At 63.7% G+C, this 15,015-nt stretch carries 8 protein-coding genes and 1 pseudogene; 2 read left to right on the top strand and 7 right to left on the bottom strand.

Going from position 1 to position 15,015, the window contains the following annotated elements; translation table 11 throughout:
• Position 1: 1 nt before the first annotated feature.
• Positions 2-1,894 (bottom strand): phosphogluconate dehydratase, encoded by a 1,893-nt coding sequence (gene edd, locus L5014_RS13785; RefSeq protein WP_238464302.1) that lies wholly within the window; start codon positions 1,892-1,894, stop codon positions 2-4.
• Between the two features lie 276 nt (positions 1,895-2,170).
• Between edd and L5014_RS13780 the strand changes: the two genes are divergently transcribed.
• Positions 2,171-3,028 (top strand): MurR/RpiR family transcriptional regulator, encoded by an 858-nt coding sequence (locus L5014_RS13780; protein ID WP_238464301.1) that lies wholly within the window; start codon positions 2,171-2,173, stop codon positions 3,026-3,028.
• Positions 3,029-3,185: 157 nt separating this feature from the next.
• Here L5014_RS13780 and L5014_RS13775 read toward each other — a convergent pair whose 3' ends face one another.
• On the bottom strand, positions 3,186-9,713 hold the full coding sequence (locus L5014_RS13775) for a YadA-like family protein (RefSeq protein WP_238464300.1): 6,528 nt from the start codon (positions 9,711-9,713) through the stop codon (positions 3,186-3,188).
• Positions 9,714-9,716: 3 nt separating this feature from the next.
• Positions 9,717-9,833 (bottom strand): annotated as a pseudogene (locus L5014_RS39010) (ESPR domain-containing protein); the annotation flags it as partial.
• 866 nt (positions 9,834-10,699) lie between these two features.
• On the opposite strand from L5014_RS39010, the gene L5014_RS13770 reads away from it, so the two are divergent.
• Positions 10,700-11,146: a nuclear transport factor 2 family protein gene (locus L5014_RS13770; RefSeq protein ID WP_238464299.1), complete on the top strand. Its 447-nt coding sequence runs from the start codon at positions 10,700-10,702 to the stop codon at positions 11,144-11,146.
• A 47-nt stretch (positions 11,147-11,193) separates the two neighbouring features.
• Here L5014_RS13770 and L5014_RS13765 read toward each other — a convergent pair whose 3' ends face one another.
• From L5014_RS13765 to L5014_RS13750, 4 genes are all read right to left on the bottom strand, one after another.
• Positions 11,194-11,610 carry a CopD family protein gene (locus L5014_RS13765; RefSeq protein ID WP_238464298.1) on the bottom strand — a complete coding sequence of 139 codons (417 nt, stop codon included), beginning with the start codon at positions 11,608-11,610 and terminating at the stop codon, positions 11,194-11,196.
• A gap of 129 nt (positions 11,611-11,739) precedes the next feature.
• Positions 11,740-13,011, bottom strand: coding sequence for a glutamate-5-semialdehyde dehydrogenase (locus L5014_RS13760; protein WP_238464297.1), 1,272 nt, complete (start codon positions 13,009-13,011; stop codon positions 11,740-11,742).
• 203 nt (positions 13,012-13,214) lie between these two features.
• Entirely contained in the window at positions 13,215-14,420 is a 1,206-nt protein-coding gene (gene holA / locus L5014_RS13755; RefSeq protein ID WP_238464296.1) for a DNA polymerase III subunit delta, read from the bottom strand.
• Between the two features lie 33 nt (positions 14,421-14,453).
• On the bottom strand, positions 14,454-15,005 hold the full coding sequence (locus L5014_RS13750) for an LPS-assembly lipoprotein LptE (protein WP_238464395.1): 552 nt from the start codon (positions 15,003-15,005) through the stop codon (positions 14,454-14,456).
• Positions 15,006-15,015: the final 10 nt, after the last annotated feature.

Genomic DNA, 15,015 nt, shown 5'->3' with positions numbered 1-15,015 from the left:
TTCAGTTCGTCGTTTGTGCGGCAGACGCAGCGGCGCCCACAGCGGCAGGCGTGGCCGGCACTTCGCCGACGAGCGGACCGAACACCGACGCGCCCAGCTCCGCCGGCGCCGCTGCGGCGCGCAAAACACCGAACAGCTCGCGGCCGAAGCCCACTTCGTTGCTTTCCTGATGCGCGGGCTGCGCGACCGGACGCGCGCTCCACTCCGCCTCATCCACTTCGATGTCCAGCACGCCGGCGACCGCATCGATCACGACGATGTCGCCGTCGCGCACCTTGCCGATCGGCCCGTGCAGCAGCGTTTCCGGCGAGACGTGGATCACGGCCGGCACCTTGCCGGACGCACCCGACATGCGCCCGTCGGTCACGAGCGCCACGTGGAAGCCCTTGTCCTGCAGCACACCGAGCAGCGGCGTGAGACGGTGCAGCTCCGGCATGCCGTTGGCGCGCGCGCCCTGGAAGCGCACGACGGCCACGAAATCGCGCTCGAGCTCGCCGCGATCGAACGCTTCCTGCACGGCTTCCTGCGAATCGAACACCACGGCCGGCGCGCGCACCAGGCGATGATCAGGCGCCACCGCCGAAATCTTGATGACGCCGCGGCCAATACGGCCTTGCATCAGACGCAGGCCACCGTCCGGCTGGAACGGCTCGGGAAGCGGGCGCAGCACGGCCGTATCGGCGCTCTTCTCGACCGCCGGCACCCACGTGAGCTTGCCGTCGAGCAGCTTCGGCTCTTCGGTGTAGTGACGCAGGCCCTCGCCCGCCACCGTCTTCACATCTTCGTGAAGCAGACCGCCATCGAGCAGCTCGCGCACGAGGAAGGCAATGCCGCCCGCCGCGTGGAAATGGTTCACGTCGGCCTTGCCGTTCGGATAGACGCGCGCGAGCAGCGGCACCGTAGCCGAAAGCTCGTCGAAATCGTTCCAGTCGATGATGATGCCCGCCGCGCGCGCCATCGCCACGAGGTGCAGCGTATGGTTGGTCGAGCCGCCCGTCGCCATCAGCGCGACGATGCCGTTAATCACGGCCTTCTCGTCGACCACATGGCCGATCGGCGTGTAGTTGCCACGCTCCACGGTGAGCTCGAGCACGCGGCGCGCAGCCGCGGCGGTGAGTTCGTCGCGCAGCGGCGTGTGCGGATGGATGAACGCCGAGCCCGGCAGGTGCAGGCCCATGACCTCCATCAGCATCTGGTTGCTGTTGGCCGTGCCGTAGAACGTGCAGGTGCCGTGGCCGTGGTACGCAGCCGCCTCGGATTCGAGCAGCGCCTCGCGATCGCACTGACCGGTCGCGAACTTCTGGCGCACCTTGGCCTTGTCGTCGTTCGAGATGCCGCTCGTCATCGGACCGGCGGGCACGAAAATCGTGGGCAGATGGCCGAATTGCAGCGCGCCGATCAACAGCCCCGGCACGATCTTGTCGCACACACCCAGGCACAGCGCCGCATCGAACATGTTGTGCGTGAGCGCGACCGCCGTGCTCATCGCGATCACTTCGCGCGAGAACAGCGACAGCTCCATGCCGGCATTGCCTTGCGTGACGCCGTCGCACATCGCGGGCACGCCGCCGGCGAACTGCGCGACGCCGCCGACGTCGCGGGCCGCCTTCTTGATGATGTCGGGGAAATCCTTATACGGCGCGTGAGCCGAAAGCATCTCGTTATAGGACGAGACGATGCCGATGTTCGGCTCGCGGATCGCCTTGATGGCAATCTTGTCGCGCCCCTCGAGACCGGCGAAGCCGTGAGCGAGATTCGCGCACGAAAGCGCGCCGCGCGCCGGGAAACGGTCCTGCGCCGCCGCGATGCGCGCGAGATAGGCCTCGCGCGTTGGCTTGCTGCGCTCGATCACGCGCTGCGTGACCTTCATCAACTGCGAATGCGGGGAAACCATCGAATCTCCTTCCATTTTTATCTCGCGGGACGCTCGGGGACGCATCGCGCGATCCGGTCAGCGATGGAGCGATGTTAGTAGAAAAACTACAAGCTAGCAATCCCAGCCTTGCCCAGGAATCGAATCATGCGAACGCTGAATAATCCCGCGTTTACAGCATCAGCACTTGCCCGGACCAAACCCGCCTTGCATCTTTTCGCCGATTCTTGTAGTTTTTGTACATATCCATCGATCCGCTATAGTCCACGGATCTTTCAGCATAGTGCGAGTTTTCCGATGCTGCTGTCCCAAGTGAAGGCCATACGCGAACAATTGCGCCCGTCCGAGCGCAAGCTCGCCGATTACATCGTCGAAGCGCCGCGCGAACTGCTCGACCTTTCGATGACCGAGGTCGCCCAGCGCGCAGGCGTAAGCCAGCCGACCATCGCGCGCTTCTGCCACGCGCTCGGGTTCTCGGGCTTTCGCGAATTCAAGATCCGCCTCGCCCAGGCCGTGGCCGCCGACCTGCCCACGGAGATGCCCGCTGTCTACCGCGACGTGCGTCCGGACGAGCCGGTACCCGGCGTCGCCGCAAAGGTGCTCGACCGGACGATCGGAGCACTCGTGCAGGTGCGCAACAACCTCTCCACGGACGCGCTCGGCGCCGCCATCGACCTGCTCGCCAAGGCATCGCGCATCGAGTTCTACGGCGCGGGAGGTTCGGGCATCGCGGCCCAGGACATGCAGCACAAGTTCTTTCGGCTCGGCATGCCGAGCATCGCCTATTCGGACCCGCACACGTTCCTGATGTCGGCGGCGCTGCTCGGGCCGGGCGACGTGGTCGTCGCCATCTCGAATACCGGGCGTACGCGCGACGTCGTGGATGCAGCGCAAACAGCGCTCAGCCGGGGCGCGAAAGTGATCGCAATCACGCACGGCACGTCGCCGCTCGCGCGCCTCGCGAGCGTGGGCCTGCACGCGAACGTCGACGAAGACACCGACATTTTCTCGCCGATGACCTCGCGCACCTCGCATCTCGCGATAGGCGACATCCTTGCGGTGGGCGTGGCGCTGCAGCGCGGCCCTGCGCTGGCAGAAAAACTCTCCAGCGCGAAGGACATCATCGCGCGACGGAGGCTGGACGCGAACAGCTAAACGCGTCGCGCCGATTCGGCGCACGCGAAACGAATCGTCAATGAAAAAAGCGGACTCCCGAGGGAGTCCGCTTTGCGTTCAAGCTGCGAGAACTGAACGATGAATGGCAAAACGTGCACGGAAACGGCCAGACTGCGCCGCCTCCGTCATCAGGCGCTTACCACTGGTACGACATACCGCCACCGTAGGTAGCGCCGCCACCCGATGCGTAACCACCGCCCAGCTTCACCTTGATGTTCTGGGTGATGCGAGCCGATGCCCCGATTGCCGCCGCCTGATAGCCCTTGAAGTTGGCCGTGCCCACACCAATCGCAATGGTCTTGTTCTGGTCCACATCAGGAATCATCGTCAGCGCCGTTGCCGCCGCGACGCCGCCGTATGCGTTACGCGCCACGGAGTTCATGCCGCTCTGCAGCTGATTCATGCCGCTCTGCAACTGCCCCATGTTCGCCGCGTCGGTCGGAGCCACGCCGTTCGCAACGTTGGTGATCCGACGCTCGTTACCCGTGGAACCGACGGACACCGTGTTCGCCTGATCGGCAACCGAGTTCGCACCCAGCGCAACCGAGTTGTCAGCCGTAGCCGCGGCCTTGTCACCCATTGCCGTCGAGTTCGCACCCGAAGCCGTTGCGCCGCCGCCCGCCGCGATCGAGTTGGAGCCCGTGGCCGAAGCCGGGCCGTTCGTCGTGTTGGTCGACATGTATTCAGAACCGTTGATGTTGATGTTCTGAATCGCCTGGTTCAGGTTCGAGACCTCCACGTTCGTCGCGTACAACTGTGCGCCCGTGACGGCGTCCGTGCTGCTGCCCGAAAGTTCGCCATCCTGCAGGTTGGTCAGCTTGACCGCCGTCGAAGCGTCCGTACCGCCCAGCGTGATCTTGTCATGTGCCGACGAGTCATACTGGACCGCATTGGCCACCGAGCCCGCGATGTTGGTCACCGTGTTCTCGATGTTCGTCACGCGGCCATCAAGGCCCGTAAGTGCGCCACCCACATTGTTGTACGTGTCGCCGCCGATCGTGAAGGTCGGCGCCGAGATCGAACCGTCGGCATTGACCGTCGAACCACCGCCCAACGAGCTGGCCGTGCTCGACGCGACGTTGTACAGCTGCGCGCCGTTGACTGCATCGGTGCTGCTTGCCGTGACGGCACCCGCCGCGACGTTGTGCAGCTTGACCGGCGTGGTCGAGCCGATACCGCCGAAGGTGACGGAACTCTTCGTGGAGTCGTCATACGCGATGAACGAATTCGTCACGTTGCCGGAGCTGTCGACGTTTGCACCCATTGCCTGGAGCTGCGCAACGTTCACCGCGTCGTTGGCCGCCGCACCGTTCGCCACGTTGTGGATGGCGACCGGCATGGTCGAACCCGCGCCGCCCAGCGTGATCGACGACTTCGACGTGTCGTCGTAGGCCACGAAGGCATTCAACACATTGCCCGAGGTGTCGACATTCAGGCCAGCGGCCTTCAACTGCGCGACGTTGACGGCGTCCAGATCCTGCGCGCCGGCCGCCACGTTATGCAGCACAACACCCGAAGTCGCACCCGCGCCGCCGAACGTCACCGAACTCTTCGATGTGTCGTCGTACGCGACGAACGAATTCGTCACGTTGCCCGAGCTGTCGACGTTCGCACCCATCGCTTCGAGCTGTGCGAGGTTCACAGCGTCGCTCGCTTCCGAGGCGTTCGCGAGATTCGTCAGCTTGACCGGGCCGACGGTGCCGTTGACGCCGCCAAGCGTGATCATGTTGTGCTTGCCCGAATCGTACATCACTGCGTCGACCGAACCGCCAGTCGCGACAGCTGCGATTGCGTCGAGCGCAGAGCCAACGTCGTTGTACGAACTGCCCTCCACGACATAGGTAGGCGCGGTAATCGTGCCATCCGCGTTGACCTTCGTCTTGCCACCAAGCGCGGTGGCCGTCGAGCTGGCCAAGCCGTAAAGCTGCGAGCCGTTCACTGCGTCGAAGCTCGCGTCGCTCACCGTACCTGCCGCGACGTTGTGCAGTGCGACCGGCACAGTCGAGCCCTTGCCGCCAAACGTCACCGAGCCCTTCGACGTGTCGTCGTACGCAACGAACGCATTCGTCACGTTGCCCGAGCTGTCAACGTTCGCGCCCATTGCCTGGAGCTGCGCGAGGTTCACCGCGTCGTTGGCTACCGTCGCATTTGCCACGTTGTGCAGCGCTACGGCCGTGGTCGAACCCTTGCCGCCGAGCGTCACCGCACCCTTCGACGTGTCGTCGTACGCAACAAACGCGTTCGTCACGTTGCCCGAGCTGTCAACGTTCGCGCCCATCGCCTGGAGCTGCGCCACGTTCACCGCGTCGTTGGCTACCGAACCGTTCGCCACGTTGTGCAGCGCTACCGGCGCGGTCGAGCCCTTGCCGCCGAACGTCACCGAGCCCTTCGACGTGTCGTCGTATGCAACGAACGCATTCGTTACGTTGCCCGAGCTGTCGACAGTCCCGCCCATCGCCTGAAGCTGCGCAAGATTCACGGCGTCGCTCGCCTGCGTGGCGTTCGCGAGATTCGTCAGTTGAACAGGACCGCTAGTGGTGTTGGCACCGCCCAGCGTGATCTTGCTGTGTGACGGCGTGTCATATACCACCGCATCCGGACTGCCCCCCTTCGCGACGTCCATGACCGCCGAAAGCGCCGTCCCAACGTCGTGGTAAGTCGTGCCCGAAAGGTCATAGCTCGGCGCGCTGATGGTGCCATTCGCATTCACGACGGTCGAGCCGCCCAGCGCAGTTGCCGTGCTCGAGGCCAGACCGTAGAGCTGCGAACCGTTCACGGCATCGTAGCTCGCCGCGCTCACCGTACCTGCCGCAACGTTGTGCAGCGCGACCGGCACAGTCGAGCCCTTGCCGCCGAGCGTTACCGCCCCCTTCGACGTGTCGTCGTACGCAACGAACGCATTCGTCACGTTGCCCGAGCTGTCGACGTTCGCGCCCATCGCCTGGAGCTGCGCCACGTTCACCGCGTCATTGGCTACCGAACCGTTCGCCACGTTGTGCAGCGCTACCGGCGCGGTCGAGCCCTTGCCGCCGAACGTCACCGAGCCCTTCGACGTGTCGTCGTACGCAACAAACGCGTTCGTCACGTTGCCCGAGCTGTCGACGTTCGCGCCCATCGCCTGGAGCTGCGCCACGTTCACCGCGTCATACGTGCTCACACCGTTCGCGACATTCTTCAACGCAACACGCGCCGTGGCTTTTGTGCCGCCCAGCGTAAGCGTGTCATGTGTCGCGGTGTCGTAAATCACTGCGTCTGGGGAGCCACCTTGCTTCGCGTCCAGCGCCGCGAGCGCCGAGCCCACGTCCGAATAGCTGGTGCCTGCAACGCCATAGTTCGGCGCCGCAATCGAACCATCTGCGTTCACGCCAGCGCCACCGCCCAGCGCATTCGTTATGCCCTTGATCTGCGAAACGTTCACCGCATCGGTATCGGCCTGGCCCGCCGACATGTTCACGACGCGCCGCGTATTGGCCTGACTCTGTACCGTGGTTGTAGTGTTATCCGGATTGACCACCGTACGCGTGGCCGTGCCGTCACTGCCCATCGACACCGTATTTGCCAGGTTCGCCACAGAGCCGGAGCCCAAAGCGACCGAGTCGTTCGCGGTCGCCAGCGACTGGATACCCACTGCCGTGCTACCGCCACCGTCCGCCTCCGTGTTCGAGCCAATGGCGATACTGCCAGCACCGTTCGCACGCGCCACGTCGGTCGGCGACGTCGAGCCGGATGCGTTACCCGTGCCACGAACCTGCGAGTAATAGGCTGCTGTCTTGTAAGGTGCTCCATTGGCAGTCGAAAGATCGACACCCGACCCCGACGATGCGCCAAGGAGTGTGCGAGACGACATGAGCAACTGCGGCATCATCACCCTGGCGTTGGCCTGGCTGTTGTCCTGCCCGTTCAAGATGTCCCACACCTGACCAACGTTGGCTGCATCCGTGTCCTGAATGCCGCTTGCAACGTTACTGATGACCGTTCCCTTAGGCAGAAAACCGTCATTACGGTTACTGTTGCGGTAGTAGACGCTATTGCCGGTGCCCGGTTCCAGCGTAACGGTCGGCGAGCCCGACGCAATCGATCCTTCGTCGAATGTGACCGCCTTGTTCAGCACGGCACCCGTCGACGAATCCACCTTGAAGCCGGCAGAGGTCAACTGGCTCACGTTCACTGCGTCATTGGCCGTCACACCCGCTGCAACGTTATGCAGGGCTACCGGCGTGGTTGCGCCGGAACCACCCAACGTTACAGAGTTGTGCGCCGACGTGTCATATATCACCGCGTCGGCTACCTTGCCCGCCAGATTCGTGACGTCGCCCGCGATGTTGGTTACATCGCCTGCGAGGTTCGACACATTCTGGTTCGTGGCGAACAGCTGCGCACCGTTTACCGCATCCGTGCTCGATGCGCTCAGCGCACCTTCCGCCACGTTGTGCAGCGCCACCGCCGAAGTTGCACCTTCGCCACCCAGCGTAATTGCGTCGTGCGCCGACGAATCGTACTTCACGGCATCGACCAACTGACCGCTGATGTTCGTGATGTCGCCCTGGATCGTGGTCACTGAGCCTGCGAGGTTCGACACGTTCTCGTTCGTCGCGAACAGCTGCGCACCGTTTACTGCATCCGTGCTCGATGCGCTCAGCGCACCTTCCGCCACGTTGTGCAGCGCCACCGCCGAAGTTGTGCCTTCGCCACCCAGCGTAATCGCGTCGTGCGCCGACGAGTCGTACTTCACGGCATCGGCCAACTGACCGTTGATGTTCGTGATGTCGCCCTGGATCGTGGTCACCGAGCCTGCGAGGTTCGACACGTTCTCGTTCGTGGCGAACAGTTGCGCACCGTTTACTGCATCCGTGCTCGATGCGCTCAGCGCGCCGTCAGCCACGTTCGTCAACTTCACCGGTGAGCTTGCATCGGTGCCGCCCAGCGTCACCTTGTCGTGTGCCGACGTGTCATACGACACTGCATTGGCCAATCCGGCGGACGTGGTCGTGTCCATCGCGTTCAGCGCGGTCCCTACGTCCGAATACGTGCCACCCGCCACGGCATAGGTCGGTGCGGCGATCGAGCCATCGGCATTCACGGCGGCACCACCGCCCAGCGCGCTCGTTATGCCTTTGAGCTGAGACACATTAACCGCGTCGGTATCGCCCTGGCCCGCTGCCATGTTCACGATACGGCGCGTATTGGCCTGACTCTGAACCGTTGTTGTGCTGCCGTCGGGGTTGACCACCAGGCGCCTGGCCGTGCCGTCACTGCCCACCGACACGGTGTTCGCCACGTTGGCGACCGAGCCGGAGCCCAGCGCCACTGTATCGTTCGCCGTCGTGAGCGACTGGACGCCCACTGCCGTGCTCCCGCCGCCGTCCGCTTCCGTATTCGAGCCGATGGCAATGCTGCCGGCGGCGTTCGCACGCGCCACGTCGGTCGGCGACGTCGAACCGGATGCATTTCCGGTACCTCGCACCTGCGAGTAATACGCCGCAGTCTTATACGGCAGCCCGTCTGCAGTCGAGAGATCGACGCCAGACCCAGACGGCGAAGCACCCAGCCGCGTGGCCATGAGCCGCCGTGGCGCCTGCACCAGGCCACCAGGTATTTGCGACGCGATCATCTCCGCCACCTGGCCAACATTGGTCGCATCGGTATCCTGAACGCCGTCTGCAACGTTGCTGATGACCGTGCCCTTCGGCAGAAGGCCTTGAGTACGATCGCCGTTCACGAAGTAGGCACTGTTACCGTGGCCCGGATCGAGAACGATCTGCGAATTCGCCGTACCAATGGTGTTCGGCACATAGAGGACGGACGGGTTGCTTACGTTGCCCTTGGCGTCCATGATGAAGCCGCCATAGGTATAACCGGTCGGATTCGACGACGTTGCCTGGGCGCCCCAGCCAGACGTGGTCAGCGTGTTATGAATCTTGACGACGCTGTTGTCGATGTTCGTGACCGTATCGTTCACGCTGTAGAGCTGCGCGCCGTTCACCGCATCGGTACTGTTAGCGTTCACGGCACCCGCCGCCACGTTGTGCAGCGCTACCGGCGCCGTCGCGCCGGCGCCACCCAACGTCACCTCGGTATGTGCCGAAGAGTCGTAATGGACCGCATTGCCGGACTCGCCGCTCAATGCCGCCAGTGCCGATCCCACATCGTTATAGGTGGAGCCGGACAGCGCGTAAGAAGGCGAGGTCATGGCGCCGTTCGGCGCGATGGCTGCGCCGCCGCCGAAGTTCTTTGCCACGCTCTCGACCGAGCCGTAGAGCTGCGAACCGTTGATGGCGTCCGCGCTGACCGCCGAGACTTCCCCTGAGGCGAGTTGCACGATCTTCTGGTTGCTCATGGTGACGACATCGTGGAACGTCGTAGGTCCGTCGACCATGATGTTCGTTCCCTTGATGTCGAGCTGACCGTTTTGATAGCCGGCAACCTGCGCCGTCGAGGCGCCAAATCCGTAGCCGCCGTTGGTGTCGCCGGCATTATTCAAGGAGAAGGCCAGCCCGTCGCTCGTGCCCTTGCCATCCGTCGAGCAATCCAACGCCTCGCTGCCACCCGACGAGCCCCAGGCGTAGCCCTTCGCCCCCGAGCAGATTTCCAGGCCGCCCTGCCCGACGGTCCCGGCTGTTGCGGAAAACGCGGACGCCGACAGCAGACCAGTCGCAATTCCCATCGCACTGGTGGCCAAAACAATCGGCTTCGATGAGCGCTTGCTCCGTGACGCGGCGTTTTCCTGCACAGCAACCCACGTCCCCGTGGACTCATTCCAGATTGATCGATATGTCTTGTTCATTCTCTGCCTTACCTTGATTAAAGACGGGATCTCAACCGGCGCCTGCACATTTCACGCAGACGCGTTACGAGCGGATTCACAAGCCGCTCCAATGCAATTCCCTTGAGCCTGAAAATTCACTGACCTATATGTCCTTCCAGTTAAACCATGAAAGCCAATGCCGTCAGAATTAACTGAGAATTTTCAGTCACACTCAATACGCAAGGGTATTAACAAGGCGTAACTCTATTAACCATGAAAAACAGCGAATATAAGAAAACTCCCAAAGAAAGAGGCCATGAAAAAAGTGCTGATTGGCTCGAAGCAAAGGCCCCTGACACACTCAAAGATCCTGACAAATCGCCCCAGGCACGCCTAATAGTTGAATAACAACCAAACCAAAGTACTACAGATTTAACTGAGAAACCATCACACCTCAAGCCAATTAACGCCACCTTGAATACAGTAAAAACAGGAAATTTGTCAGAAATAAACCTACAGATTCTTATTTTTAAAAATAAAAATAAGAATCTTCCACGCCTAATGGATTTGATGCTTTCAAATTCAGACATTTCTCCAGAGGAGAGCGCCTCACTTACCCATACAATTAGCCCCTCCACTCATCTTAAAATTGCGGCGTAATGCCACATATCGCTTCGTGTTGCGCATTGACCACGTGAACTGCCTCTTCGCTTTTGAGACTCGTCCTATATCTGGCGATCCGTCAGATAAATACACTTTTGATGTCGGGAAACGCGGACACAACATCCCGCGTATCGCGCGGTCTTCGCGCTCAACGCCTCTTTAGCCGGCCATCGCCGGCGATCATTCGATCGTTTCCCGTCTTTGCGAGCCGCCCGGTTCGCCGGATCAACCCAGGAAACGTCATGAAACATCTGTTCGCCCTCGCCGCCGCTTGCGTGACAGCCAGCGCTGTCTTTGCCGCCGTCCCCAGCAGTCCCGTTACGAGCGAAGCGGTCCATCTGCAAGTTCTCGAACACCAATGGACCCAGGCGGCCGCCACCGGCGACCGCTCCATGCTCAACGATCTGCTGGACGATAAATTCTTTGAAGTCCTGCCTAATGGCGTGCATCGATCGAAACGCGATTTGCTCGCCGCTGCCGCACTTCCGCCGGGCGGCTCACAGGTGCTGGAAGACGTACGCGTTCAGGTGCTCGGCGATCTGGCCGTCGTCACCGGCATCAACCGCTATACGCCCGCGCAGGGCTTCAAGCCGGTCGAATACCGCTTTGCCGATGTTTTCATGAAACGAGAGGACGGCTGGCGCGTCGTCGGGGCACGCATGCGCCGCAAGGAATCGGGCAGCATCTGATGCTGCCCGTCAAGGAAGAAGTGGGAGAGGAAGAAAAGGGGCGAGCGTCAGAAAGGCTTGATGACGACGAGCGCCACCGCAGCCAGCATGCCGAGCACCGGTAGCTCGTTGAACATGCGATACCACTTGTCGGAGCGGCGGTTCTCGCCACGCTCGAAGGTCTTGAGCAGACGCCCGCAATACGCGTGATAGGCGATGAGCAGCACCACCACGCCCACTTTCGCGTGGATCCATCCTTGCCCGCGCCCGATCCCCACCACGAGCCACAACCACAGCCCGCACAGCAGCGCGGGCACGGCGATCATCGTCATGAAGCGGTAGAGCTTGCGCGCCATGATGAGCAGGCGCTGGGTGGCCGCGGGTTCGGTCTCCATCGCGAGATTCACGAAGATGCGCGGCAGGTAGAACAGGCCAGCGAACCACGAGGCAATCAGAACGATGTGAAACGTCTTGACCCAGAGCATCGGCGATCCTTGTTGTTATCGGCGTACGAATTGTGGAAACGGCGTGCGGGGACGGCGTGCGGGAAATGCGCGCACCCTTGGGGGCACGCGCACCGGTCGGCTCGAATCGGCTCGAATCGGGCTCGACGACTATTGCCGCCCTTCGCCGTGGCCCAGCACGACGTATTTGAGCGAGGTCAGCCCTTCCAGGCCGACCGGGCCGCGCGCATGCAGCTTGTCGTTGGAGATGCCAATTTCCGCGCCAAGGCCGAACTCGAAGCCGTCGGCAAAACGCGTCGAGGCGTTCACCATCACGCTGGCCGAATCTACTTCGCGCAGGAAGCGCATCGCGCGATCGTGGTCTTCGGTGACGATGGCGTCAGTGTGATGCGAGCCATAGTGATTGATATGCTCGACGGCCTGGTCGAGGTTCTCGACGATCTTGACCGCCAGCACCGGCGCGAGGTACTCGGTGCGCCAGTCTTCTTCGGTGGCATCCACGAGCGGGGCGACGTTCGCGTCCGCGAGAATCGCGCGCGCGGCTGCGTCCACGCGCAACTCCACGTCCTTGTCGCGGTAGAGCCGGCCAAGCGGCGGCAGCACCTCGCGCGCGATGCCGCGCGCGACCAGCAGCGTCTCCATCGTGTTGCAGGTGCCGTAGCGGTGCGTCTTGGCGTTGTCGCAGACGGTGAGCGCCTTCGCGAGATCGGCTCGGTCGTCCACGTAGACGTGGCAGATGCCGTCGAGGTGCTTGATCATCGGCACGCGCGCTTCGGCCATCAGGCGCTCGATCAGGCTCTTGCCGCCGCGCGGCACGATCACGTCCACGAACTCCGTCATGGTGATGAGCTTGCCCACCGCCGCGCGGTCGGCGGTTTCCACCACCTGCACCGCGTCCTGCGGCAGGCCGGCCGCTGCAAGCCCCTCGCCGATCAGCTTCGCGAGCGCCGTGTTGCACTCGAGCGCCTCGGAGCCGCCGCGCAAAATGGTGGCGTTGCCCGACTTCAAACATAGCGCCGCCGCGTCGATGGTCACGTTCGGGCGCGATTCGTAGATGATGCCGATCACACCCAGCGGCACGCGCATCTGGCCGACCTGGATACCGCTCGGGCGGAACTTGAGGTTGCTGATTTCGCCGATCGGGTCGGGCAGCGCCATCACCTGGCGCAAGCCTTCCACCATGGTCTTGAGCGCCTTGTCCGAGAGCGTGAGGCGGTCGATGAACGCCGCGTCGTGGCCCTTCTCCTTCGCGCGCGCGAGGTCGCGGGCGTTGGCGTCCTTCAGGTGCTGGGTCTCGCGTTCGATCGCCTGCGCAACAGCTTCGAGCGCGGCGTTCTTTGCGGCCGTCGAGGCTCGGGCCATCGCGCGCGAAGCCTTGCGAGCACGGCGGCCGAGGTCGGTCATGTACTGGTCGATATCCATGGTTTCTGTCGTGATGCGGCGCGCCCGGTCGAAGCGGTCCGATGCTGCGCGGTTCAGGTTAGGTCGATTTTAAAGCCAGCGGGCGGGCTTTGCTTCGCGCGCCCTGGAGCCGGCGCCGCTCGGGCGCCGCAGACAGCGCGTGACACCCATAGCCCGAACGAAGCCGATTGCAGGTGCCGGAGCGGTAAGCCCGGCCAGCACAACTAGCCTGGCCTGCGCCCCGGCCCTGCGGTGCGCGGTCGTGAGGCGGCTGCGGCCGCTGCCGCGGCTGGGCTGCCTGGTTGCGCGCGCCCCGCCGCCGCGCCACGCGCGGGCGGGGCCGACCGTGCCGGCGCACCGGTGTCGCGCGGCGCAGCAACCGTCATCGCCAGTTCGAACAAGCCGTCCCAGGCATCGGGCGGCAACGCATTGCGCCAGTCGGCGCGCGATTGCCCCGAAAGCCCTTTCACTTGCCGATCGAGCCGCGCCGCGAGCGCGAGACCGCGCTCGAGCGTCGCCTCGGTAAGCCGCGAGAGCGCGGGGCCGATGAGCCGCTCGCGCGGCCCCCAAACGCGGTTCTCGCGCAGCAGCATTGCGAGCGGCTTGCCCGCCGCCACGCCGCGCTTGATGCGCAGCAGCGTGCGGACTTCCTCGACCACTGCCCACAACACCAGCACGGAAGCCTCGCCTTCGCCCTCCAGCCCATCGAGCATGCGCGCGAGACGCCCGACGTCGCCGGTGAGCATTGCTTCGTTGAGCTTGAAGACGTCGTAGCGCGCGACATTGAGCACAGCGTCGTGAATCTGCTCGAAGTTCAGCACGCCTTGGGGGTACAGCAGCCCGAGCTTCTGGATTTCCTGATGCGCCGCGAGCAGGTTGCCTTCCACGCGCTCCGCAACGAATTGCAGCGCGCGCCGACCGTCTTCGCCGGGCGCGACGCGTTGCCCCTGAAGCGCCAGGCGCTGCCCGATCCAGTTCGGCAGCGCCGCGCGCTCGACCGGATCGATCTTGATCGCCACGCCGCTGTCCGCCAGCGCCGTGAACCACGCGGACTTTTGCGTGGCCGCGTCGAGACGCGGCAGCGCGATGAGCGTAAGCACGTCGGGATTCGCGGCCGCTTTCGCCGATGCGGCGAGCGTCTTCAGCGCATCCGCGCCTTCCTTGCCGGGCTTGCCGGACGGGATACGCAGCTCCACCAGTTGGCGGTCGCCGAAGAGCGACATCGACTGGCTCGCGCCGAGCAGCGCACTCCAGTCGAATCCGCGCTCGACGGTGAACACCGAGCGGTCGGTGAAGCCCGCGGCGCGCGCGCTCGCACGAATGCGGTCGCACGCTTCCTGGGCGAGCAGATGCTCGTCGCCGTAGACGACGTACAGGCCCGCCATGCCTTTGGCGAGGTGCGGCTCGAGTGCGTCCAGTCGCAGTTGCATGAGGCGCGCTTTAGAAGAAAGACGAGACGCGCATCACAGCGGCGGCGGCGGCAGCGGCGCGCGAGGCGCGACGCCCGGCACGACCTGGGCCGGCGTGGGATGCAGGGTCTTCAAAACCGCGAGACGGCGCGTAAGCTGATCGACGGCATCATTCTGCATGTCGGCGAAGAGCAGATCGGATTCGGAGACCTTCGCGGTCGAGTACTGGTCGCTATAGGTCATCGCGCGGTTCAGCGCGATCGAGCTCGGCTGGATCAGCGGCGAGCCGTCCGGCGCCGTGAGCGTGTAGTTCAGCGAATAGTTGACCTGATATTCCTCGACCACGCCGAGCGAGTTCAGCGTGAGCGTGCTGAAGCTGCGCGACTCGCTCACGCGCAGCACGGCGTCGGCATTGGTCGTCGAGTCGACCACGACCGAATCGCTGCCGCCTTCGACCATGCGCGTGAGACGCGCCGTCACGGGCGGCGACGCGCCAACGACGGCAAGGCGCTTGAACGCGTAGTTCTGCTCGCCACGCAGCTGGAACCCGCACGCCGAAAGCATCAGCGCGCTGCCCGCCAGTAACAGGAACGATCTGCGAATCACCTGGACTCCC

The organism is Paraburkholderia tagetis, from assembly GCF_022213065.1.
In the GTDB taxonomy this organism is placed as follows: Bacteria; Pseudomonadota; Gammaproteobacteria; order Burkholderiales; family Burkholderiaceae; genus Paraburkholderia; species Paraburkholderia tagetis.
This window is presented reverse-complemented; position numbering and strand designations above follow the sequence as displayed.